The organism is Streptococcus mutans (genome assembly GCF_006739205.1).
In the GTDB taxonomy this organism is placed as follows: Bacteria; Bacillota; Bacilli; order Lactobacillales; family Streptococcaceae; genus Streptococcus; species Streptococcus mutans.
On record NZ_AP019720.1, the window covers coordinates 1,645,152 to 1,667,481 of the forward strand.

The window sequence follows — 22,330 nt, forward strand, 5'->3', positions numbered from 1 at the left end:
AAGGCTGGAATGTCGTTCACAAAACGACTTCCACGCCTTTTTCTTTTTATAATCATCTTTCTTTACTTGCCTTTATTGATATTCATAAACTTTTTTACCTGCTAAATAAGTTGCGCGTAAGTTCATCTCTTTATCCAACACGATAAAATCTGCTAGGTGTCCTTCTTTTATTTGACCGCAAACATCATCTATACCAACAGATATAGCTGGAATAAGACTTGCCATCATAATAGCATCAGCTTTAGAGACAAGGCCCCAATCAACAATATTTTTGACACCATCTTTCAATTGCAAAATAGAACCCGCCAAGGCACCATTTGATTTCAATCGAGCAGTGCCATTTTCAACAGTAACAGGGTATTCTCCCAACATGTAATTTCCATCAGGCTGACCGCCAGCTGACATACAATCCGTAATCAAAACCACATGATCAGGTCGCTTTTGATGCAGAAGAATGTCACAAGCACAAGTATGCACATGGTAACCATCACAAATCAATTCGGCATAAGTATTAGGAATGTCATAAACAGCTCCGACCATACCCGGTTCACGATGATTGAGCCCCCGCATACCATTATAAGCATGCACCCAAACAGAGGCACCAGCTTCAACTGCCTCAACAGCTTCTTGATAGGTTGCATCAGAATGTCCTAAAGCCACAACAACCCCTCGCTTGCATGCATAAGAGATAAATTCAGCTGTTCCTTCACGCTCAGGTGCAAGGGCAATCTTCTTTAAGAGTCCCTTGGAACTTGCTAACCACTGATCCAATTCACTAGTTGAGGGATTTCGCATATAAGAAGGATTTTGCGCACCTTTATACTTTTCAGTGAAATAAGGACCTTCAAAGAACAGACCTTGAATGTGAGCACCCGTTTCCTTACCTGCAAATTTGGCTGTCGTTTGACAGACTTTATTTAAAGTTTCAAAGGAAGCTGTTAGCCCTGTTGGTAAAAAACTAGTCACACCAGCCGAGAGCAATTCTCGACTCATTGTCGCTAAGGATTCTTCTTTATTATCCATTACATCGGCTCCTGCAAAGCCATGGATATGTGTGTCAACAAGTCCAGGCGCAATTTCATATCCTGAATAATCAAGCACTTGAGCACCTTCTGGAACAGTGCTCAGCCATTTTCCAAAAGAATCATCAACTAGTTCTAAATAACCACCCAATTTTGTTTCATAAGGATAATAAAACTTATTTGCTTTAATGTATGTCGTCACTTTACACCTCCATATTGTTACTTTCATTATACTCTTATTAATAACAGTTGTAAATGGTATATACCAAATTTCTTCTTTAGGCCATCAGCAAAGCTTCATACCAAGCAAATTAATTCCTGTTCTCTTCAAAAACCATCGAGGAAGCCGATTATCATAGGCATATTCATACCTGTATAATATAGCCTTCCAGCAATAATTTAAAATAATAAAATGTGCTGTCCCATTAAAGCTGCCAACCAATATAATCTTCCTCATGATTAAATAAGGTCAAAAATTTCATTTTAAAGCCTTCAATTCCTTTTTATGCTATCTAGCTTCTCATAATCAACAATAAAAAAACAAGAGAAATTACTCTTGTTTTTTATGGCGCTCAGATAAGACCTGATTAATCTTTTGTGTTTTCAAGTAAATATCCAAACGAACACCTCCCCAAATAATAATATAAATAAGAATAAAGTCAATCCAGAAACGCGGCAAAGCCAAAATATCTGCCCAGCCATTATAAATCATCATGGCAGACACCACACCAAGAGTCACCCAAAAATGAATGATTAAAAGCTTTAAAAAGGAGAAGCGTTCACTTTCGAAAATCAGACTAATAACACCAATACAAGCACTCATGATAAAAATACTGACAATATTACTTTTAGAAACGGGTGACTTTTGAACATTAAAGAGCAGAACAAGCAAGTAGACTAAGCTGCCTGTACGGATTCCTGAAAGTATGTTGCTAACAATTGTTTTCATCTTTCTTTCCTTTCTAAATGCCCAGCTGAGTCATTAAACCTTTAACATACTTGCGACTGACGCTTGATTTGATATTACTGCTTAACTTTGCCATCATGTTCCCCGAAAAACTGTCTGACAGAGATTCCAGATGGTCAAGATTAATCAGGGCATGTTTGGAAATTTGAATAAAGTTAGATTTATTCAGACGATTGGCAAAATGAACCAAGGTCTCAGTCGTGGTAAATACACCCGTTAAAGTATAAATTTTAAGTGTCGTCTGATTTACATCAACTAAAATAATGTCATCTAGCTTCAACATCATAATTTTATCCATACTTTTGATAGGAATAGAATTACTAGATATCATCTGATAGTTGCTGATATAATCCAACAACTGTTGAATAGCACTTGTCTTTTCCGCCGCCTTGACTAAGACAAGGGGGCTGTCAGTCGAAATTTGTGAATCCTGTTCGAATTGACTTTCTACCACCTATTTTTCCTCTCTAAATGAGGGCTTGGTATTTTCGCAAAGCATTTTGTAAACAAAAGATGAGAACACCAGCCACTAAGATACCTATCACTATATAGTAAGTATCAGTATTTGTCAATAAATTTTGCCAATTCAAGCGAATCCCCATCATTTTTTCAAAATGCTCTCTAGCATTTGCTTGACTAAAATTGTCTTTAAGAGTATCTGACATTAAGGTTTGTCTAAATAAAGAAGCGATATAAGCACCCGGAGTCAGCTTCATGATGGTTTGCGCTGTATCTGGCAGGGCACCGATTGGAACATAGGTACCTACAAGAAATCCAGAGGCAGCTCCAAAAATAGTAGCTAGTTTCCCAAGATTATCAACCGATTGAATGCGATTCACGATCAGAGCATTAATGATGGTTGAAATCAGTGTATTTAAAATCATGATAAAGATAAGCTGCAAAAGAACAGTCCAAGAAAGTGTTACTTTATCAGTAAAATAGAAATACGTTCCCATAATCGTCAGCATAATAGCCTGCATGATAAAACCAACAAGAGCAGCGCTGATAATATAACTTAAAGAAAGAGGCCAATAACCTAAATCTGTAATCAAAAGATCTTGACGGACATGACTTTCTTTGTCTTTTGTCCATTGTGAAAGGTTAGATAAGGTTGTTGTAATCCCCGTAATAGCTAAGGTTCCACCAATAAGCCATGTATCTAAGAGTTGATTGGTATTGTCAATTTGAGACCAAGAAGATTCAATATTATCCTTTAGAAATACCAAATAAAGAATAAAAGAAATCAGAGCACCCAGTAGTGAGAAAACCACACCGCTGCGATTGCGGAAATAGAGCAAACAATTACGTTTAACCAAAGCCAACATTTAACGTACCTCCCGTCCAGTTAAGGCTATAAAAGCATCATCCATTGTGCCAGAGCGAAATTCAAAATTATCAATCAAATCACGACAATCATTAATAATATCTAAAGCCGATTGAGCTGTTTCAGGTTTTAAAATGATTTCTCCTTCATTGACCTTTTCAATCAAGGAATCATCTCTCAGATAATCAAGTAAAGGATCAATATTTCCTGTTTGTAGTTTGAGAATGTTTTTAGCATATTTTCCCTTAATTTGATTGGCTGTTCCTTGGGCAATAATTTGACCATGATCAACAATATAAACCTGATCAGCACTGTCTGCTTCATCCAAATAATGTGTTGTCAGAACAACCGTCATTTTTTGCTTTTCCTGAAGCAAATTCAGCAAGTCCCAGATAGCTTCTCTCGTTTGAATATCAAGACCTGTTGTCGGCTCATCCAAAAAGAGAATGTCTGGATTGTTTAGCAGAGCACGCGCGATATCAACACGCCGTTTTTGCCCTCCTGATAGGCTTCCATATTGTTGATGGCTAAAATTGGTCAAACCTAATTGGTCAATCAACTCTTCGACTTTCCCAGAAGCAACTTGCTTATACTGACAAGCACGAATTTGTAAATTTTCCTTAACCGTTAACATTTCATCTAAGACACTGTTTTGGAAAACAACACCGATTTTAATTTCTTGAGCATAATGAACACTCCCTGAATCTGGCTGTGATAGCCCAATCAGCATTTGAATGGTAGAAGATTTACCAGCACCGTTAGGACCAAGGATAGCCGTAAAACTTCCTTTTTCAATTTCTAAGTTAACATGGTTGACGGCAATATGTTGACCATAAGTTTTAGTAAGATCTTGTGTTTTAAGTATCATCATAAATATCCTTTCTTAAATATTCTGACCATAGTCTATCAAAAGCAAAAATAAAAATCTCGGCTTTTTGGATAAGAGGTTAAAATAACTAGATAAGATGTCCTATTCGGAAAACGAAATACTTTCTGCTTTGATTCTTTTTGGCAAATCTTGCTAGGCTTGGTTTTTCCTCTGCTTTCTATTATAATAGGATTATTATTTAATACTCAAAAAATTAAAATTAAACTAGGCGACGAGTTGCAGGCCATACTAACGTACAGCAAAACGAAGTTAACAACCTATCATTTTGATTTTTGAAGAGTATTAATTTTTGACAATCAAAAATGGTAACTTTAATGAATTCTTCCAATTGCAATGCTTTTTTCAGCCCTCGGTGCTTTTTGCCTCGCTTATTCTTCTTTTACTAAAGAGAAACAGCACATGCTACTTTGGCAAATCAGCGACTATATTTTTACGATTATTGCTAATCTTTTACTGGGTGGCTATACAGGCGCCCTAACCATTAGTGTTTCCATCGTCAGAAATGCACTTATTCTTAAGAAAAAGAATACAAAAGTTATTACCATCTGTTTAGTCCTCATTCAAATTGCTTTAGGTACTTATGTGAATAACTTGGGCTTAGTCGGTTACTTGCCCATTATTTCTTCTGTCTCTTACACTTTGACAACCTTTTTAACATCCAAAATGCAATTTTTGCGCTGGTTGATTATTGAAAACATGTCTCTCTGGTTCATTTATGACCTCACTATCAACGCCTACCCTACTGTTTGCATGGATATTTTGATCATTCTCTCAACACTGCTGGCTTTATATAAACATCGAAAAAAAGCAGGACATTCCTTGTGAATTGGCTTTGTCCTGCTTCCTATTCTTATTTAATTGATCCTGAACTTTCTATTTTCTAGTGTTAAGCAGATGAAAACGATTTCCCAGTTCCTTTTTCATGATTTATCACTTATTTAAGACATACTTGGCAATAGCTTGAGCAACACCAGCATCATCATTAGAACCAGTCACAAGGTCTGCTGCAGCCTTAACTTCTGGACTAGCATTTCCCATAGCCACACTGAAACCTGCTGCTTTGAGCATTTCAAGATCATTAAGTGCATCTCCTATTGCCATAATATCAGTCCTTGAAACTCTTAATTTCTGAGCTAATTCTTTCAAACCAGTAGCTTTTGTAATGCTTTGAGGCATCACTTCAAAAATGTAAGGCTGACTTCTTACAGTAGTAAATTTTTCTGCTAATTTGCACTCAAATTTTTGCTGGAAAGCATCTAAGCGATCGCTCTCTCCTAAATACATAGCCTGAAAAACTGGTTTAGCAGCATGCTTTACATCATTTAAGCCCACAGTCTGTGCTTGCGTAAATACCAGACTCGCATCATAAGCTACTAATTCTGATACTTGATCAGCCAAAACCAGATAATCCCTATCAGCAGTCAATGTTAAATCGATTTCAGGATAACCCTCAAGCAAATCATACAAATAAGATACTCCATTAAAGTTTAAATCATGATAAGTCAGTAACTGCCAATCTCTATTAATAGTGTGAAGAGAGCAGCCATTATTTAGAATCGCATATTCTTGTTCAGCAGCCAAACCTAATTGTTCAAAGTAGGGCTCAACACCAGTCTGCATACGGCCTGTGCAAAGAACAATTTTATAGCCCGAACGAGCTGCTTCTTGAATAACAGCAATATTTTCTTGCGGGATTTCTTTTCGACTATTCAAAAGCGTGCCATCCATATCAATAGCAATCAGTTTAACCATAATCATATAACCTTTTCTAAAACATTCCACTATCTAGTGTATCACAAATCAAGGAAACTGGCACAGCAAGTTATTATAATTCTGTATATTCTACAATAATTGAAACAGATAACTATGACAATGCTATAAATTCATTTTACAGCAGAAAAAAACTGGTTTTCCAGTCTTTTCCCTCTTTGTGACCATCTGATAAGATGCAATGAAATAACTGTGTCTTTACAGTTTTTAAGGTATATGGAGCCTACTTAAATTTCTGCTCCCAATTCATAATTGGTTCCTTTCAGTGCTCGTTTAAGAGACCACTTGCTTGGATTTCCTGTAATCGTGACTTCTTTTTTATCAAGGTCAACTTTGACATCATTGACTTTCTTTAATTCTGAAAAGCGTTTGGTGACATTGTCAGCGCAGCCTTGGCATTTTAAGCCATCAATATGATATGTTTTTTCCATGATAATTCTCCTTTATAATTTTACAACTTTAAGACGCAGGGCATTTAGAACAACAGAAACAGAGCTAAAGCTCATGGCTAGACCAGCAATCATTGGATCCAGCAAAGGTCCGCCAAAGAGATAAAGTACTCCCATAGCAATAGGAACTGACAGAACATTATAAATAAATGCCCAGAAAAGATTTTCTTTAATATTAATAATAGTAGCACGACTAATTTTCAGTGCCTTAATAATATCAAGCATTGCAGGTTTCATCAAGACAATATCCGCGGACTCCATGGCAATATCTGTTCCAGAGCCCATGGAAATGCCAATATCTGCTGTCGCAAGTGCCGGAGCGTCATTAATACCGTCCCCAACCATGGCAACTTTCTTGCCTTCCGCCTGCAAATCAAGAATGGCCTGTGTTTTTTCCTGCGGCAAAACTTGACTGATAACAAAAGTAATCCCCACTTCTTTGGCAATAGCCTGCGCAGTTTCTTCATTATCACCCGTCAGCATGGCCACTTCAACCCCCATATTCTGTAAAGCTTTAACTGTTGCTGCACTGTCATTCTTTACCTTGTCCGCAATCGTAATCAGTCCTAACAATTGACCATCACTGGCAACAAAAATGGGTGTTTGTCCCTGAGCTGTTGCTGCCTTAAAATCTGCTTGAGCCTGTTCTAGAGAGATATTTTCTTGACGCATCAATTTTTCATTACCAACAAGCAAAGTTTCATCAGCAACACAACCTTTCAGTCCTAGCCCTGTTAGAGAAGTAAAGTCTTCCACTGCAAGTAAACGAGTCCCTTCTTTTTTAGCATAATCAACAATGGCCTGACTAAGGGGATGTTCAGATAATGCTTCTAAGGAAGCTGTCACTTGCACTAAATCAGTTCGATCATGATAAGAAAATTGATGAACAACTTCTGGTTTACCTTGAGTAATAGTGCCTGTTTTATCGAAAACAATCGTATTAATCTGATGTGCCAATTCCAAGACATCACCACGTTTATAAAGGATTCCATTTTCAGCAGCACGACCTGTACCAACCATAATAGCCGTTGGCGTTGCAAGACCCAAAGCACAAGGGCAGGCAATGACAAGAACAGCGACACTGATTGTCATTGAAAAGGTAAAGTCTTGTCCCATGACAAAATACCAGAAGAGACCAGTCAAAATAGCAATCGTTATAATAACAGGTACAAAGACAGCAGATACCTTATCAGCAATCTTGGCAATGGGTGCCTTAGTTTGCTGAGCGTTCTCAACCAATTTAATAATTTGTGAAAGCAAGGTTTCATTGCCAACTTTTTCAGCCTCAAAAGTCAGACTTCCCTGACCATTGATTGACCCGGCATAAACAGGGCTATCCGCCATTTTTTCAATAGGAATAGATTCCCCTGTTAACATGGATTCATCAATAGCAGAATGCCCTGACAGGACTCGACCATCCACAGGTATTTTTTCACCGGGTTTGACTAAAATTTTATCTCCGATTTGCACTTGCTCAATAGGAACCTTAATCTCCTCGCCATCACGTATCAGAGTAGCCTCTTTAGCAGACAAATGCATTAATTTTTTTATCGCATCTGAGGTTCGACCTTTCGATAGGGTTTCAAAGTATTTCCCTAAAGTAATGAGAGTTAAAATAACAGCTACCGATTCATAATAGAGATGGTGAGCATGATGTGTATGTCCCAAGTAAACATGGTAAGTTCCATAAAGACTGTAAAGAAACGCCGCTGTTGTTGCTAAGGACACTAATGAGTCCATATTAGGATGACCTTTAAAAAGCGATCTAAAACCATTGTCATAGAAGCTCCAACTTAACACGATAACCGGAATTGTCAAAAGAAGCAAAACCATCGCATAAGTGAGCGGAGCACTGCTTGGTGCTAAAAAGTTAGGTAAGGGCAAGCCAACCATACTTCCCATAGCAATATAAAAGAGGGGAATGGTAAAAATAGAAGTCCACAAAAGACGTTTTTTAATACCTGCTAACTTATGTTCTTCACGATCCTCCTGACTTTCAGCCGTCGTTGGGTCATAAACTTTAGCGCCATAGCCTGCACCAGCAACTGCCTTAGTAACATCTGCTTCACTAACCTTAGCGGCATCGTAATCTATCGTCATTTTTTCAGTTGTCAAATTGACTACTGCGCTTTCAATACCGTCTAGTTTTTTAACGGCATTTTCAACATTGATGGCACAAGAGGCACAGGTCATGCCATCTATCAAAAATACTTCTTCACTCATTTTGATGTCACCTCCAAATGTTCATGGCAAGAACATTGCCCGACAATACAATTACACTTAACTTCAGGCACAGCATTTGCTTTTTTGGACAATAGCAGAGCTTCCAATTTTTCAATATCAGACAAAGTCATAGGCGTTTCCTCAATTAAGTGCCTAATCAAAGCTTGATGCTTCGTGACACAAATGCGCGAGAAAACTTCCGACACTTGCTGCTCTAATGCCTCTTCTTCTGAAATCAAACTAGAATAGATGTATTTTCTTCCTTGACGCTGACTGGTCAAGTAGCCTTTTTCTGATAAACGCGTGATCAACGTTTTAATCGTTGAAGCGGACCAGCAATAAGTCCGACTTAAGATAGCAATAATTTCACTGCTGCTAGTCATCTGCTTAGCCCAGACAACACGCATTACTTCCCATTCCGCATTTGAAATAGTTGTCATTTGAGCTCCTTTCATCTACATTTGTAGATATATTATAACCTCTTTGTCTACATTTGTCAACAAAAACTGATTTTTAATTTTTTGACAAAATATGACCCTACTTATCAGCTTTTTAAAAGAGCAAAAAAAGAGGCGAGAAACCTTAGTTTCTGCCTCTTCACTCAAACAATGAACAGTTCTTCAATAATAATTTTTCAAAATGATACAGTCCTTATTAGCTCTTGTGATTCTTGTTAATTTTAAACCATAAGACTAACAAACCTAACAGACCTAGTAAATTAATGCTATAAATGATTGGCGAGAGCTCCTTAAAAAGATTTTTTACTGCCATAAATAACAAGAATAATAAAGGCAGACTTCCGATCAATAAGGATCTTCTATTTTTCATGTTCAACAAAAAGTAGCAGCACCTACAGCTGCTCCAGACCAGCCTCCTAAAGCCGCTCCAGATACTGTACCAACGACTGGGAGAGTAACTGTACCAGCTCCCATACCCCCTACAAATCCTAAACCTGCAGAACCAGCTGTGCCAAGTGCACATCTAATCATACCACCACCCTCAACAGTTGAAAGTGCTTCATTATCCATTACGTTAAATTGTTCAAATGCTTGTGTATTCATATGATAGATACCTCTTTTCCATTTTTAATTTTTTGTCTGGTTAGCCAACCGACATCTTTAATATAGCAAATTATTTTTCAAAATGGAGCAAAATATCCTAAACGGTAGCTATTTTGTCCTAAACGGTTAAAAATGACGTTATAATGCCTGTAATAATAGTCAATAAAAATTAAAAATAGTTTTCGCCTACTCGCATCGCAACTGACTACAAACATACTGGAGCACGACAAGCTCAAAAAAGTCAAAAGGCTTGGGAGGCCTTCTGAGATGAAAATAGAAGTAGATAAGCTGATATCGTCAGCACAACAACCTATTATTCTGGTTTTTAAAGAGTACAGACAGGCCTACTTCGAAAATAATCGTTTTTTGGTTGATGGAAAAAGCCTTCGTTGGACTTATAATCCTAACGAAGGCTTGACACCTATTTTCGTACTTTTACAGCAATTAACAAGCAGACAGAAGAAACTTTTTTGTTTACTTAATTTCTTTTTTCTAAATCCCGCAGCATTTGGTCAATCTTATTACCATACTCAATAGATTCATCTTTGATAAAAGTTAAATCGGGAATTTTATACATGGTCAAATTTTTTCCAAGTTCACGTTTAATGGTCCCTTTAGCCTTTTCAAGACCTATTTGAACTTTCTGATTATCAGAAGCAAGGTCGCTCATGATAGTATAGTAAACCTTTGCCAGAGATAAATCACCTGACATTTGGACATCAGTAATAGTGACACCTTGAACACGTGGGTCACGTACCTTCTTTTGCAAAATCTCATTAACTTCGCGCTTAATTTCCATACCAACACGTTCAATACGATGATTAGACATTCTCTTTTCCTTTCTTTTAATTTTACAATTTTCTTTTTTCACCACGACAAAAAATATCTTGTAAAAGCTCACTTCATTCGCTCATCTTCTGAAAAAAGCTAGGCCAGATGACCTAGCTTTATTGTTTATCTTTGAATTTCAAAAGAAATCATATGACGTTCATCTAAGGCAACACGACAACGACTGTACTTGCGTATGCCTAGAAGTGTTAACAAAGGAGTAACTAAATATGATTATCTTTTAATTTCTTCCATAATGTAAGCCTCAATAGTATCATCAATTTTGATGTCATTGTAATTTTCAATCATGAGACCGCCTTCTTGACCATTACCAACCTCTTTAACATCATCTTTATAATGTTTCAAACTAGCGAGCTTACCGTCAAAGACAACCACACCATCACGAATAACACGAGCACTTGAATCACGCGTAATTTTACCATTTGTTACCATGAAGCCGCCAATAGTTCCCACTTTAGAAACTTTGAAGGTCTCACGAATAATCGCTTCACCAATAATTTTTTCTTCAAATTCTGGATCAAGCATACCTTTCATGGCATCTTCTACTTCTTCAATTACCTTATAAATAATGGAATGCAAACGAATTTCAACTTCATCTGCTTCGGCTTGCTGACGGGCCTGTGGAGTTGGGCGAACATTGAAACCAATGATAACAGCATTAGAAGCTTCTGCCAAGGTGATATCTGATTCATTGATGGCACCAACAGCTGAGTGGACCACATTAACTTTCACACCTTCAACGTCAATCTTCAAAAGAGAGGCTGCAAGAGCTTCAACGGAACCTTGCACATCTGCTTTGATAATAACATTAACAGATTTAACCTCACCGGCTTTGAGCGTATCAAAGAGATTGTCAAGACTGACACGATGAGTCAATTGACGTTGTTTCAGCAGAGCACGTTTAGCTCTTTCTTCCCCAGCAGCACGCGCAGCCTTTTCATCCTCATAAACGGCAAAATGGTCACCTGCCATTGGGGCTTCATTCAAACCAGTGATAGAGACTGGCGTTGATGGAGCAGCAACCTTAACACGACGTCCAAGGTCATTAGTCATAGCACGCACACGTCCAAATGTGTTCCCAACAACGATTGGATCTTGAACATGCAGCGTTCCTTGTTGTACTAAAAGCGTCGCTACTGCACCTTTTCCTTTATCAAGGCGAGCTTCGATAACTGTACCAATAGCACGAACAGTTGGGTCAGCTTTCAGTTCTTGGATTTCTGCTACTAGAAGAACAGTTTCTAAAAGTTCTTCAATATTTTGACCGAATTTAGCTGAAATTTCAACAAATTCAGAATCGCCGCCCCAAGCAGTTGAAATAACGCCATACTCAGCTAACTCACCGATGACACGTTCTGGATTAGCACCCGGCTTATCAATTTTATTAATAGCAACAATAATTGGAACATCAGCAGCTTTGGAGTGGTTAATAGCTTCAATCGTTTGTGGCATAACACCATCATCAGCAGCTACAATAAGAATGGTAATATCAGTTACCGAAGCGCCGCGTGCCCGCATACTTGTGAAGGCTGCATGTCCGGGTGTATCAAGGAAAGTAATTTTCTTTCCACCTTCTTCAATTTGATAGGCCCCAATATGTTGGGTAATTCCTCCAGCTTCACCTGTCGCTATACGGGAATTACGCAATGTATCAAGCAATGTTGTCTTACCATGGTCAACATGCCCCATAATCGTTACAACGGGCGCACGTTCAACCATATTTTTCGGATTAAGATAATCATCTTCAACGAAGAAACGTTCAATATCAGCTGTATCAACTTCCACTTTTTGATGTGCTTCAATGCCATAATCAACCATTAGGAGTTCAATCGTATCAGCATCCAAAGATTGGTTTTGAGTTGCCATAACTCCCATCATAAAGAGTTTTTTTACAATTTCGGCAGGCTCACGCTTAATTCGTTTTGCAATTTCAGCAACCGTCATACCTTCTGTATACTCAAATTCCTTTGGTAGTTCATGGAATTTGCGTTCAGTCACAGGTTTCAGATTGGCATTATGATTACGGTTATTTTTAGATTTTTTATTTTTCTTATTCCAATTACTATTTTTTTGATTTCTCACTTGGTTTTGTTTATTCCGATTTTTCTTATGTTTATTTTGTTTTGGTCCGTCTTCATTCTCATGTGAAAAATCACGTGATTTATCTGGGCGAGCCTGTTTTTTGCGACGTGTATCCACAGCTGCTGGATGTGTCACTTGTTCAACTGTCTGAGGCTGAGCTTGTGGCGCTGCAGTTGCTGCAGCTTCAACCGTCGGCTGCTCTTTCTGATTTAGCTTCTTAGCTTTTTCTTTAGCTTGAGCGGCTTGACGTTTAGCTTCTTGAGCTTCATGAAAACGTGTTTCACTCTGACGCGAATATTCCGCATTTTGTTCTGCTTTTAAGGCTGCAGCACGTGCTTTGAAATCAAAACGCGGTCCTGTCGGCTGGGATTTTGATGCTTCTTGTCGATTTTGAAAATGATTACGATTATCGCGACGATTGTCATTTTGACGATTGCGATTATTGCGGTTATCATTACGACGATCTTGGGAACCATGATTACGATTGTCTTTTTGCCGATTGTTCTGTCCTTTATTTTGGTTTCGACGTTCACCATTATTTTGACGACGTTCAGCCTCTGCTTTGGCACGCGCTTCTCGTTCTGCTTTAAAATTACGATTTTGCGGTCTTGGACGCCCTGCAGGCTTTGTAGCAACTGCTTTAGGTTCCGCTGCAACAGATCCTTCTTGTGCTTTGGCTTCTTTCTCAACTTTAGAAGTTGGAGTAACAGCCTTGGGTTCCACAGAGACAGTAAAACTTTCTACTATACGTTTAGCATCACTTTCTTCCACGCTTGAAGCATGGCTTTTAACTTCTAGGCCCAATGATTTTGCCTTTTCAACAATTTCTTTACTTTCTTTGCCAATTTCCTTGGCAATTTCGTATAATCTTTTCTTCGACAAATCTTGTCCTCCTATTCTTTTTATTCCATAAAGGTCCTCATTTTCTTTGAAAATCCAGTATCCACAATAGCAAGAACTTTTCTGTTTCTGCCAATAGCGATACTTAATTCCAGTGCTGAAAACACTGTGGAGACTTCTATATTATAATAGTTACTTTTATCCGTTACTTTTTTAGTTAGATTAGAACCAGCATCTTTGGCTAAAAAGATGAGCTGTGCCTGTCCAGTTTGAATAGCTTTAACAACTAATTCTTCACCTGAAATAACACGTCCTGCTCTCTGGGCCAAACCTAATAAGTTTGATAACTTTTTTGAATTATTCAAGACCTAACTCTCTTCTTTTAACCTTATGATCAACAAAAGCAATTAATTCATCATAAAAGCTTTCAGGAATTTCCATGGAAAAACTGCGATTAAAGACTTTTCTTTTTTTAGCTTCTAAAGCTTCTTCGTTAGCAAGTTTAATATAAGCCCCTCGCCCATTTTTCTTACCAGTAGGATCAATAAAAACATCACCTTCCTTGGTTTTAACAATCCGAAGCAAATCACGTTTATCAATAATCTCTCCTGAAACAAGAGACTTTCTTAAAGGTATTTTTCTTGTCTTTGCCATCAAACACCTCTGACTTTCTATTTTGCATCTTCTGCTGCAAATTCTTGAGAGAGTTCAGAAACTTCCTCAGCAGGAGCCTCTTCATAAGTAGCCTTTTGGGTTTCATCTTGTGCTGTCCACTCGGCTTCCATTTCTTCAAATTCACTAGCAGACTTAATATCAATACGATAGCCAGTCAAATGAGCGGCTAAACGGACATTTTGACCACGACGGCCAATAGCAAGTGACAGCTTATTGTCTGGTACAACAACTGTTGCATGTTTGTCATCTTCTTCATCAAAGAGAACTTGATCAACCTCAGCAGGAGCAACAGCATTATAAATGAATTCTGCTGGATCATCAACCCACTCAATAACATCAACATTCTCTTCCATTGGAACCCAAAGTCCAGTTTTTTGATCAAAACGTTTAGGATGGAATTTACTGGTCACTTTCTTAATATTGGCACCTTTGCGGCCAACTATAGTTCCAATAGCATCAACATTAGGATTATGACTGCGAACCGCAACCTTCGTTCGATCACCAGCTTCACGTGCCACGCTCATAATTTCAACAGTGCCATCAAAAACTTCAGGAATTTCCTGTTCCATAATACGCTTGATAAATTCAGGATGACTGCGACTAACGAAGACATTGACGCCCTTAGGATTGTTTTCTACTTTATAAACATAAACTTCAATGCGATCATGAGAAGCAAACGTTTCACCCGGAACTTGATCTTGACGTGACAGCTGCGCTTCTATCGTTCCTAAATTAACATAGATAAAGCGATTATCAAAACGCTCAACAGTCCCTGTCATGATTTCTCTTTCATGCTCTTTATACTCATTAAAAGTGACTTCACGCATTTGACGGCGCATTTTTTCCATGATCGTTTGTTTAGCTGACTGGGCAGCCACGCGACCAAATTCCTTGGGAGACTCTTCAAAACGAATTTTATCTCCAAGTTCATAGGCTGTACTGATCGCAAGGGCGTCCTTCAAGCTGATCTCAAGGCGGCTGTCAAAAACTTCTTCAACAACTTCACGAACAGTGAAGACTTTAAAGTCTCCTGACTTTTCGTCAAATTCAATCTCAGCACTTTCTGCCTGCCCATAGCGACGTTTATAAGCTGACTTTAATGATTCTTTAACCGCATCAATAATATCATCTTTGTTAATGTGTTTTTCCTCTTCCAGAATACGGAAGGCTTCTAGCATTTCTTGGCTCATAGTTGTTTCTCTTTGTCTTGCAAAGATCTTCCTTTCTATAGTTTTACAGCAAGACGGGCTTTGGCGACCATCTTATAGGGGATAGTAACAGTTTTCTGCTGTGTTTTATCTAAATAAGTCATTATTAGTGTTTCACCATCAAAGGCAGTCAAATCACCTTCAAAAACTTTGACCTTATCAATAGCTTGATAAAGACTGACATTGATATAATGACCAACAGCATTCATTAAACTCTGGGCAGTTTTTAAGGGGCGTTCTAGACCAGGACTTGAAATTTCCAACATGTATTGTTCTGGAAATGGATCAGGCTTTATAGTATCAAGCAAAGGACTGATAATATCTGTCAAATCAGCTGTATCTTCAACCGTAATCCCTTCTGGTTTATCAACTAAAATACTGAGTACATAGTTTCCACCTAATTTTTCATACTCGATATCAACCAATTCAAAAGGTTTTGGAATGACAGGTGCGACTACTGGCCTTACAATATCAACAAGCGTTGCGATAGTATTTCCCTCCTTACACACATAAGGAGCGAAGTTGTGACTTCGCTCCTTTCTGTATTATTTCTTCTTATTATAGCATAAATAAGGAAAAAAGCAAGGCTAAGCGTTAATTTATGCTAATTATCAAAGGAGAGGAGGGGATTCGAACCCCCGAGCCCCGTTAAGGACTACACGCTTTCCAAGCGTGCGCACTCAGCCACTATGCGACCTCTCCATATAAACTGAACAAGTGCTCAGTTATATTGATAACTGTGAACAGACAGCTATATTTCTCAAAGAAACATTTGATCTCTTAAAATCGTGCTTCAACACGATAGATAACTTGACCTTTTTGAGAAAATTTCTCTTCATATTCTGTCATAACATTATTTTCATAATCACTAGCATGCAAGTCTAACCAGACCTGCTCTAAAATCATACCATATTGTGAGAAACTTGCCAAGCTGTATTCAAAAAGTTCACGATTATCTGTTTTAAAATGAATTTCACCCTTTTCTGGCAAAATTTTCTTATAAGTATCAAGAAAACTTTTATAAGTCAAGCGGCGTTTTTCATGCCGTTTTTTAGGCCAAGGATCACTGAAATTTAAATAGAGAAGGTCAATCTCTCCATCTGCAAAATAATGCGTCAAACTAGAACCATCCGCCAACATTAATTTGACGTTGGGAAGCTGACTGTCTAGAACTTTATCCAAAGCATGGCTAAGAACAGAAACCTGAATATCAATCCCTATGTAATTGATCTGAGGATTTTTTGCAGCCATTCCTGTAATAAAACGACCCTTGCCACTGCCAACTTCAATATGAATGGGATGATCGTTGCCAAAAACTTCCTGCCAATGCCCCTTGACTTCTTCTGGTTTTAAAATAACATATCGAGGATTGTTTTCCAGATGCTCTTTGGCGCCTTTGCGTCTTCTAACTCTCATACTCCCCTTCTAAAAGGATTCTCTAAATTTACGTAATTCATAGATTTCCTGATTGACATTTTCCATGTCTCGATTTTCATAATATTTTAAAATTTGTGATAAATAAGACAGTTGCCCGTACCATTTTATCTTTTGAAAAACCTTAGTATTTTGCTTATAACCATAATAGCTCAGCCATTCTACCCAACGCGTATGTGGAATATAATGGCTTAAAATATGAGCTACATCATACATGCGATCTGTCACTCGAACAGAATCCCAATCTACTAAATAAACCAAACCACTGGTTGTAATCACCCAATTGCTGTGTCTAACATCTCCATGAACAATAGTTGCATAGTCCTTTTTGAAATCAGGTAAGTTGCGCTTCATTTCAGCAACAACTGATTGCAAATAGGCATTTTCTGAAATTTGGTAAGGCGCGCTGCGTTCCCATGATAGAAGCAAATCCAAAGGTGTCTCAACTTTATAATTTAACTGAAGTAACTGATTAACCAAGGGTTTCGACTTATGCATTTGCAGCAAAACTTGTATAATTTGCTTACTATTCATATCGGCTCTGGTTAAAAGTCTGCCATCCAGCCATTCCTGAGCACTCATCATATCGCCATTACCTAAGCGTTTTGCCCATAAAAGCTGAGGAGCAATCTGCTCCTTAGCTAAGGCAGCTAAGATGGGAGTGGTATTGATTTTAACAAAAATCTTATCACCATTTGGATAAGTTCCGATATAAGCTTGACCACTTTTGCCCTTTAAAGGTGTTAAGGTTAAATCTTTATCTGATTGTGCCAAACTTTCTCCCTCCTTTTCATCTCAAATCACTAGTCTTATTTTACTTGTTTTAAACAGCTTAGTCAATCATCTTCTTTATTTTGTAAGGCAGATAAACTTCATTGAGACAAAGCATTGCCAAAAGTAAAATAATTGTCTTTTGCCATGAAAAGCTAAAACAAAATTCAACAGCTGTTAGAAAATATAGAATAACACGCAATAACTGTTTCAAATTAGCCTTCTTCTCCGCTTTTGAAATGGGAAAAAGGGCTGTTAAATATTGATAATCATAATGTTTATAAAGAGCCAACAATTGAAAAAGCAAGAGGTAATTAAAAAGGAGCGCTAAACCTGCTGACATTAAAGGATTATCAATAAAAAGAAGACTTAAAAGACTTAAAAAACCTAAACGAAAGGTCAGTCCTAAATAATCGCCACTGCGTAAAAAAGCTCTTAAATAAAGATTAGTCCACGCTTTATGAGTCTCCTTCGGCAATAATTTTGTCCCAAAATCCAAATAAGCCCGTCGCTTAACGCTGTTTGAAATTCCCTTAACATTGGTAAAAAGTGAAAAGAATTTTAAAATTGCCTGCTGCCGTTTTTTCTCTTGATTAAGAGCATGATCCCAGTTCAGTCCTTTCTGCTTCAAAAAAGCTCTGCTTTTTTTTTCAATGATCAATCCTTTTAAAAAGAGCAAAAAAAGGAGCAAAAAAAGAAAAGAAAAAAGTGCCAGTCCCAAACGTAAAAAAAGAGGTGCCAAAATAAGAAGCAAGAGTGTCTGCCAAGTTCCCCAAAAGAAAAGAGCTCGTCTTTTAGCTTTTTGGATTAAAGCAACAATGTCCTTTTCCCTGACCAAAAGAAATTGCTGATCCGCTGGTTCCAAATAAGTCGCTATATTTCCCCAAAATAGTAAGGTCAAGACAACTAACACTAAAACAAGCATGATAGGCCAATGATTAGCCGGAAAATGTTTTAACAGTTGGCTATACTGTACCATAAGAAAACCTAGTAAAAAAATCAATACTAAAACAAAATGATCATTAAAAACATAGCGAAGGTATCGACTGCATTGATTGATAAAATGGAATCGTCTTTTTGTAAAAATTGCCTTCATAATCAACCCTCTTTAGTCAAAGTCATATAGATATCGTTAAGGCTGGCTTGTGCATTTCCAAAAGTCATTCGTAAATCAGCGAGACTTCCTTGAGCTCGGATTTGTCCATGATGTAAAATAACAAAGCGATCACACATCTTTTCAGCAGAATCCAAAACATGAGTTGACATCAAAATGGATTTTCCCTTAGCCTTTTCTGCTGCCAAAAGCTGAGTCAAATCTGAAATGGCAACAGGATCCAATCCCAAGAAAGGCTCATCAACAATAAAAAGACTCGGATCAATGATAAAGGCACAGATAATCATGACCTTTTGTTTCATTCCTTTGGAAAAATGAATAGGAAACCAATCCAGTTTATCTTCTAATCTAAAAAGTTCCAGCAGTTTTTGCGCACGCGCCAAAGCTGCTTCCACTTTAATATCATAAGCCATGGCTATCATCTCCAAGTGCTCTTTTAAGGTTAATTCTTCGTAAAGGCTAGGCGTTTCTGGAATAAACCCAATTTTCTTTCGATAAGCCATTTCTTGATCTGCAAGCGTCAGTCCATCAATACTGATTTTGCCTTCATAAGGCTGCAAAAGTCCAATAATTTCATTGATAGTTGTTGATTTTCCTGCACCATTGAGGCCTATGAGCCCGACCAACTCACCATCAGCAACCTCAAAACTGATATTTTTCAAGACAGGAATGTTGACGTAACCACCGGTCAAATTTTCTATTTTTAACATGACGTTTCTTTCTAACTTTGATATACTATATTATAACAAAAACAAGTTAAGTAGGTGATTTTTTATGAACGATTGTCTTTTTTGTAAAATTGTAGCTGGTGACATTCCCTCATCAAAAGTTTATGAGGACGAGGATGTCCTAGCCTTTCTTGATATTTCTCAAGCTACCAAGGGGCACACTCTTGTTATTCCCAAGGAGCATGTTAGAAATGCCCTTGAGATGACTCAAACACAAGCGGCCAATCTCTTTGCACGCATTCCAAAAATCGCACGCGCCTTGCAAAAGGCAACCAAGGCTGATGGCCTCAATATCATTAATAATAACGAAGAAACCGCCGGTCAAACCGTCTTTCATGCCCATGTGCATTTGGTTCCTCGCTTTGCTGATTCTGATGAATTTGACATTCGTTTTGTCCAACACGAACCTGACTTTACCCGTCTTGGACAATTAGCCGAAGATATTCAAAAGGAGATTGAAGCATGAAAATTAAAACTTTCATTCTTTCAAGCCTTCTTGGAGCCGGTCTTTATCAGATGTATTACAAACGCAAAGATATCAAGACTTCTTTCAAGGAAAGCAAAACACATTATGACAAAGCTAAATTCGATCTTAATAACATTAAAGAAAATTTAGCGATAATAGAGCAGCAAAAAGAAAAGATACAAGCTATCAATCAAGATTTAACTTATAAAATCCGTGTCTTTCAAAAAGAAAGCCAATCTCACATGGACGAAATTCAAAAAATAGTTGCTAGATATCACCAAGAAGACTAGATTGAAAAAGAGAGCCTCAGAGAAACTTGGAAAGATATCATTATTATAGAAAAATTGGGGTTAAAGTAAGATTCTAATCTCATTTTTTGCAACGTTTAATCTCAACTTTATGAAGTAAGGTGAAAGGGTATAACTGAAAAACCATACCCTTCCACCTTATTTTTTATTTTTAATTACCAATTCCCGTTCCTGCAGCAGGTTGTTGGTAATTTCCTTGATTATAACTATTTTGTCCAGAATAATCACTGGAAGAACCAGAACTCGAATTGGAGCCATAAGAAGAACTAGAACCATAATCTGAACTTGAGCCAGAATAATTACCGCTGCTACTGTAATCTGAGGCACTGGAGCTACTGTCATAAATACTCGTATCGCCTCCATAAAAATTCTCATAAAGACTAGCCGTTGTTTTCAGATTTTCAGCAGTTGATTTTTTCAGCCCTAATTGTCCTTTAATACGATTTTGAGCTTTTAGCAATTCCTTGCTGGTTACTAGCTGATAAGAACCACCGTCAATAGTCGTTCCTTCTCCCTTGAGCTGATAAGTCCTAATACTCTTGAGAGCATCGCTGTACCCCAAAAGTTTAGGAATAGTACTGCTGGAAATTTCAATATTAGTCTGCATATTCTTGCTGACAGCTGATAAAATTTTACGATACTTGCTGACACTGTCTAAAGCTAAAATTTTCTTTAAGACCTTGCTGATGACCTCACGTTGACGCTTTTGACGGCCATAGTCTCCATCTGGATCATCATAACGCATTCGCGAATAAACGAGGGCCTGCTCCCCATTAATCTTGTGAGTCCCGGGCTCAACTGATGCTGTAAATTCAGGCTCATGTTCTTCAATTGAAATTGGAAAATCAAAATGATTGGTTACCGTAATACCACCTACAGCATCAACCAACTGAACCAGCCCTTCCATATTAATTTGAACATATTTATCAATCTTAATATCAAGCATATCCTGAACTGTCATAATAGCCATCTTAGCACCTCCAGCAGCATAGGCTGCATTAAGCTTGGCATCATAACCAGTCTGGTCATTAGTTTTAGATCCAGATAATTTAACCAAGATATCCCGTTCTAAACTGGTCATGGTTGTCTTTTTAGTTTTGGGATTAACCGTTACCAAAATCATAGAGTCACTGTTACCTTCCCATTTGGAAGTCCTCTCGGAAGAGCCCGTGTCAACTCCCATTAAGAGGATACTAAAAGGTTTTTCATCAGCAATAACGTCTTTACCTGAACCTGTGCCATAATCTTTAAAAGTTTTTGAAAATTCTCCTAAAGAAAAGTTATAAATACTCGTTGCATAAACTCCTAAAGCTACCAAGCTTGTGAGAAATATTGTAACCAGCATAATTAGAATTTTTTTACCAATCTTCATTTGTTTTTCTAATCTATCAGTTTCCTCCTAAGGTAAACATCAAGAAATACTCCATCTTTTGTTTTTGAGCCGTTCATTCCAAACAGCGTATCATTTCGCTATGTGCTAAAATCATCACAAGCTCTATCACTTGGCCGACTAGCTTACAATCACACAAATTTCATTGACTGATTGAGCTTTTTTCAATAAAAGCAGCCATTTCTTGAGCAGTTATATGAGGGCCCTCTTCATCTCAATTTAAAATTAATCTCTTAATCGGTTTTTTCGAGATTTCTGATAAACTTTTTTTCTGTATCTTCAAAACTGACTTGACAGATAAAAACTTCCTGCTCAGTCATGCTCAAGTTCCGCAACCAATTGCTGAGAGCGCAGGCCATGAGGTAATAAAGTAATTTGTCTGCCATCCTCTGTTTTATCTAAAAAGACTGTCAAATAATCACTCAAAAGGCTATCGTCTAAGAGCTCTCCCCACTCAATCACTGTTACGCCATCTCCAAAAAGAAAATCATCCAGATCAATAGAATCAGGATCATCATCAATTCGATAAATATCCAAATGATAAAGCGGCAGCCTTCCCTCATATTCACGAACAATCGTATAGGTTGGACTCTTAATCATCTGCTTAATCCCCAAACCTTTGGCAATTCCTTTTGTCAGAGTAGTTTTCCCAGATCCTAAATCACCTGTCAGAACAAGAACGTCTTGAGCTTGTAGTTTTTGACCAATTCTCTGTCCAAGAGCCATTAGCTGATTTTCATTTTGGCTATAAAACATAAAA

General features: G+C 37.7%; 24 protein-coding genes, 1 tRNA gene and 2 pseudogenes. 3 read left to right on the forward strand and 24 right to left on the reverse strand.

Features of this window, described 5'->3' with window-relative positions:
- Positions 1 to 72 precede the first annotated feature (72 nt).
- The 5 genes from nagA to FNL60_RS08340 form a co-directional block, all read right to left on the reverse strand.
- Positions 73 to 1,224 carry an N-acetylglucosamine-6-phosphate deacetylase gene (gene nagA, locus FNL60_RS08315; protein ID WP_002280039.1) on the reverse strand — a complete coding sequence of 384 codons (1,152 nt, stop codon included), beginning with the start codon at positions 1,222 to 1,224 and terminating at the stop codon, positions 73 to 75.
- A 348-nt stretch (positions 1,225 to 1,572) separates the two neighbouring features.
- Positions 1,573 to 1,971: a DUF3021 domain-containing protein gene (locus FNL60_RS08325; protein WP_002263700.1), complete on the reverse strand. Its 399-nt coding sequence runs from the start codon at positions 1,969 to 1,971 to the stop codon at positions 1,573 to 1,575.
- Positions 1,972 to 1,984: 13 nt separating this feature from the next.
- On the reverse strand, positions 1,985 to 2,443 hold the full coding sequence (locus FNL60_RS08330) for a LytTR family DNA-binding domain-containing protein (protein ID WP_002263701.1): 459 nt from the start codon (positions 2,441 to 2,443) through the stop codon (positions 1,985 to 1,987).
- 13 nt (positions 2,444 to 2,456) lie between these two features.
- The gene (locus FNL60_RS08335; protein ID WP_002263702.1) at positions 2,457 to 3,314 is read right to left on the reverse strand and encodes an ABC transporter permease; all 858 of its coding nucleotides are present in this window, start codon (positions 3,312 to 3,314) and stop codon (positions 2,457 to 2,459) included.
- A complete protein-coding gene (locus tag FNL60_RS08340) occupies positions 3,315 to 4,181 on the reverse strand; it encodes an ABC transporter ATP-binding protein (RefSeq protein ID WP_002264876.1) in 867 nt (288 codons plus the stop codon).
- Positions 4,182 to 4,535: 354 nt separating this feature from the next.
- Between FNL60_RS08340 and FNL60_RS08345 the strand changes: the two genes are divergently transcribed.
- Positions 4,536 to 5,027, forward strand: coding sequence for a YgjV family protein (locus FNL60_RS08345; protein WP_018110171.1), 492 nt, complete (start codon positions 4,536 to 4,538; stop codon positions 5,025 to 5,027).
- 105 nt (positions 5,028 to 5,132) lie between these two features.
- On the opposite strand, the gene FNL60_RS08350 is transcribed toward FNL60_RS08345, so the two are convergent.
- The 17 genes and pseudogenes from FNL60_RS08350 to FNL60_RS08425 all read right to left on the reverse strand — a co-directional run bounded on the left by FNL60_RS08350 (position 5,133) and on the right by FNL60_RS08425 (position 19,388).
- Positions 5,133 to 5,954, reverse strand: coding sequence for a Cof-type HAD-IIB family hydrolase (locus FNL60_RS08350; protein ID WP_032506494.1), 822 nt, complete (start codon positions 5,952 to 5,954; stop codon positions 5,133 to 5,135).
- 245 nt (positions 5,955 to 6,199) lie between these two features.
- Positions 6,200 to 6,403: a copper chaperone CopZ gene (gene copZ / locus FNL60_RS08355; protein WP_002264873.1), complete on the reverse strand. Its 204-nt coding sequence runs from the start codon at positions 6,401 to 6,403 to the stop codon at positions 6,200 to 6,202.
- A 12-nt stretch (positions 6,404 to 6,415) separates the two neighbouring features.
- A complete protein-coding gene (locus tag FNL60_RS08360; protein ID WP_002267008.1) occupies positions 6,416 to 8,644 on the reverse strand; it encodes a heavy metal translocating P-type ATPase in 2,229 nt (742 codons plus the stop codon).
- Positions 8,641 to 9,084, reverse strand: coding sequence for a CopY/TcrY family copper transport repressor (locus FNL60_RS08365; protein ID WP_002267007.1), 444 nt, complete (start codon positions 9,082 to 9,084; stop codon positions 8,641 to 8,643). The genes FNL60_RS08360 and FNL60_RS08365 overlap by 4 nt, the downstream gene beginning before the upstream one ends.
- Positions 9,085 to 9,474: 390 nt before the next feature.
- Entirely contained in the window at positions 9,475 to 9,705 is a 231-nt protein-coding gene (locus FNL60_RS08370) for a bacteriocin class II family protein (RefSeq protein WP_002275977.1), read from the reverse strand.
- 478 nt (positions 9,706 to 10,183) lie between these two features.
- Complete coding sequence (gene rbfA / locus FNL60_RS08375) at positions 10,184 to 10,534, reverse strand: 30S ribosome-binding factor RbfA (protein ID WP_002262599.1); 351 nt, start codon at positions 10,532 to 10,534, stop codon at positions 10,184 to 10,186.
- A gap of 233 nt (positions 10,535 to 10,767) precedes the next feature.
- Positions 10,768 to 12,990, reverse strand: a pseudogene (gene infB, locus FNL60_RS08380) (translation initiation factor IF-2); the annotation flags it as partial.
- Between the two features lie 432 nt (positions 12,991 to 13,422).
- Positions 13,423 to 13,518, reverse strand: a pseudogene (locus FNL60_RS10655) (translation initiation factor IF-2 N-terminal domain-containing protein); the annotation flags it as partial.
- Positions 13,519 to 13,538: 20 nt separating this feature from the next.
- A complete protein-coding gene (locus tag FNL60_RS08385) occupies positions 13,539 to 13,841 on the reverse strand; it encodes a YlxQ-related RNA-binding protein (protein ID WP_002262601.1) in 303 nt (100 codons plus the stop codon).
- A complete protein-coding gene (gene rnpM / locus FNL60_RS08390) occupies positions 13,834 to 14,130 on the reverse strand; it encodes an RNase P modulator RnpM (RefSeq protein ID WP_002263922.1) in 297 nt (98 codons plus the stop codon). The genes FNL60_RS08385 and rnpM overlap by 8 nt, the downstream gene beginning before the upstream one ends.
- 17 nt (positions 14,131 to 14,147) lie before the next feature.
- Positions 14,148 to 15,341, reverse strand: coding sequence for a transcription termination factor NusA (nusA, locus tag FNL60_RS08395; RefSeq protein ID WP_002265156.1), 1,194 nt, complete (start codon positions 15,339 to 15,341; stop codon positions 14,148 to 14,150).
- Between the two features lie 35 nt (positions 15,342 to 15,376).
- Positions 15,377 to 15,868, reverse strand: a complete 492-nt coding sequence (rimP, locus tag FNL60_RS08400) for a ribosome maturation factor RimP (RefSeq protein WP_002280372.1) — start codon at positions 15,866 to 15,868, stop codon at positions 15,377 to 15,379.
- A 106-nt stretch (positions 15,869 to 15,974) separates the two neighbouring features.
- A tRNA-Ser gene (locus tag FNL60_RS08405) sits at positions 15,975 to 16,061 on the reverse strand.
- A 78-nt stretch (positions 16,062 to 16,139) separates the two neighbouring features.
- Positions 16,140 to 16,775: a tRNA (guanosine(46)-N7)-methyltransferase TrmB gene (gene trmB / locus FNL60_RS08410; protein ID WP_002265651.1), complete on the reverse strand. Its 636-nt coding sequence runs from the start codon at positions 16,773 to 16,775 to the stop codon at positions 16,140 to 16,142.
- A 9-nt stretch (positions 16,776 to 16,784) separates the two neighbouring features.
- Complete coding sequence (gene ccrZ / locus FNL60_RS08415) at positions 16,785 to 17,567, reverse strand: cell cycle regulator CcrZ (protein ID WP_002273963.1); 783 nt, start codon at positions 17,565 to 17,567, stop codon at positions 16,785 to 16,787.
- Positions 17,568 to 17,625: 58 nt separating this feature from the next.
- Complete coding sequence (locus FNL60_RS08420) at positions 17,626 to 18,660, reverse strand: ABC transporter permease (RefSeq protein WP_002267541.1); 1,035 nt, start codon at positions 18,658 to 18,660, stop codon at positions 17,626 to 17,628.
- A 2-nt stretch (positions 18,661 to 18,662) separates the two neighbouring features.
- Entirely contained in the window at positions 18,663 to 19,388 is a 726-nt protein-coding gene (locus FNL60_RS08425; protein ID WP_002262608.1) for an ABC transporter ATP-binding protein, read from the reverse strand.
- A gap of 64 nt (positions 19,389 to 19,452) precedes the next feature.
- On the opposite strand from FNL60_RS08425, the gene FNL60_RS08430 reads away from it, so the two are divergent.
- Positions 19,453 to 19,872 carry an HIT family protein gene (locus FNL60_RS08430; protein WP_002262609.1) on the forward strand — a complete coding sequence of 140 codons (420 nt, stop codon included), beginning with the start codon at positions 19,453 to 19,455 and terminating at the stop codon, positions 19,870 to 19,872.
- Positions 19,869 to 20,162, forward strand: coding sequence for a hypothetical protein (locus FNL60_RS08435; RefSeq protein ID WP_002268777.1), 294 nt, complete (start codon positions 19,869 to 19,871; stop codon positions 20,160 to 20,162). Before FNL60_RS08430 ends, FNL60_RS08435 begins: the two co-directional genes overlap by 4 nt.
- A 169-nt stretch (positions 20,163 to 20,331) precedes the next feature.
- Here the strand turns inward: FNL60_RS08435 and lytR are convergent, their stop codons facing one another.
- Complete coding sequence (lytR, locus tag FNL60_RS08440; RefSeq protein WP_002262611.1) at positions 20,332 to 21,552, reverse strand: glycopolymer--peptidoglycan transferase LytR; 1,221 nt, start codon at positions 21,550 to 21,552, stop codon at positions 20,332 to 20,334.
- 330 nt (positions 21,553 to 21,882) lie between these two features.
- A complete protein-coding gene (gene tsaE, locus FNL60_RS08445) occupies positions 21,883 to 22,326 on the reverse strand; it encodes a tRNA (adenosine(37)-N6)-threonylcarbamoyltransferase complex ATPase subunit type 1 TsaE (protein WP_002280371.1) in 444 nt (147 codons plus the stop codon).
- Positions 22,327 to 22,330: the final 4 nt, after the last annotated feature.

Excerpts from the sequence above, each read along its gene's own strand:
- FNL60_RS08365 (WP_002267007.1), bottom strand. The coding sequence starts at position 9,084 with ATGACAACTATTTCAAATGCGGAATGGGAAGTAATGCGTGTTGTCTGG.
- FNL60_RS08340 (WP_002264876.1), bottom strand. The coding sequence starts at position 4,181 with ATGATACTTAAAACACAAGATCTTACTAAAACTTATGGTCAACATATT.
- lytR (WP_002262611.1), bottom strand. The coding sequence starts at position 21,552 with ATGAAGATTGGTAAAAAAATTCTAATTATGCTGGTTACAATATTTCTC.
- rnpM (WP_002263922.1), bottom strand. The coding sequence starts at position 14,130 with ATGGCAAAGACAAGAAAAATACCTTTAAGAAAGTCTCTTGTTTCAGGA.
- FNL60_RS08425 (WP_002262608.1), bottom strand. The coding sequence starts at position 19,388 with ATGTTAAAAATAGAAAATTTGACCGGTGGTTACGTCAACATTCCTGTC.
- FNL60_RS08430 (WP_002262609.1), top strand. The coding sequence starts at position 19,453 with ATGAACGATTGTCTTTTTTGTAAAATTGTAGCTGGTGACATTCCCTCA.
- copZ (WP_002264873.1), bottom strand. The coding sequence starts at position 6,403 with ATGGAAAAAACATATCATATTGATGGCTTAAAATGCCAAGGCTGCGCT.
- FNL60_RS08360 (WP_002267008.1), bottom strand. The coding sequence starts at position 8,644 with ATGAGTGAAGAAGTATTTTTGATAGATGGCATGACCTGTGCCTCTTGT.
- FNL60_RS08420 (WP_002267541.1), bottom strand. The coding sequence starts at position 18,660 with ATGAAGGCAATTTTTACAAAAAGACGATTCCATTTTATCAATCAATGC.
- FNL60_RS08345 (WP_018110171.1), top strand. The coding sequence starts at position 4,536 with ATGCTTTTTTCAGCCCTCGGTGCTTTTTGCCTCGCTTATTCTTCTTTT.
- FNL60_RS08435 (WP_002268777.1), top strand. The coding sequence starts at position 19,869 with ATGAAAATTAAAACTTTCATTCTTTCAAGCCTTCTTGGAGCCGGTCTT.
- tsaE (WP_002280371.1), bottom strand. The coding sequence starts at position 22,326 with ATGTTTTATAGCCAAAATGAAAATCAGCTAATGGCTCTTGGACAGAGA.
- FNL60_RS08325 (WP_002263700.1), bottom strand. The coding sequence starts at position 1,971 with ATGAAAACAATTGTTAGCAACATACTTTCAGGAATCCGTACAGGCAGC.
- FNL60_RS08335 (WP_002263702.1), bottom strand. The coding sequence starts at position 3,314 with ATGTTGGCTTTGGTTAAACGTAATTGTTTGCTCTATTTCCGCAATCGC.
- trmB (WP_002265651.1), bottom strand. The coding sequence starts at position 16,775 with ATGAGAGTTAGAAGACGCAAAGGCGCCAAAGAGCATCTGGAAAACAAT.
- FNL60_RS08350 (WP_032506494.1), bottom strand. The coding sequence starts at position 5,954 with ATGGTTAAACTGATTGCTATTGATATGGATGGCACGCTTTTGAATAGT.
- FNL60_RS08370 (WP_002275977.1), bottom strand. The coding sequence starts at position 9,705 with ATGAATACACAAGCATTTGAACAATTTAACGTAATGGATAATGAAGCA.
- rbfA (WP_002262599.1), bottom strand. The coding sequence starts at position 10,534 with ATGTCTAATCATCGTATTGAACGTGTTGGTATGGAAATTAAGCGCGAA.
- nusA (WP_002265156.1), bottom strand. The coding sequence starts at position 15,341 with ATGAGCCAAGAAATGCTAGAAGCCTTCCGTATTCTGGAAGAGGAAAAA.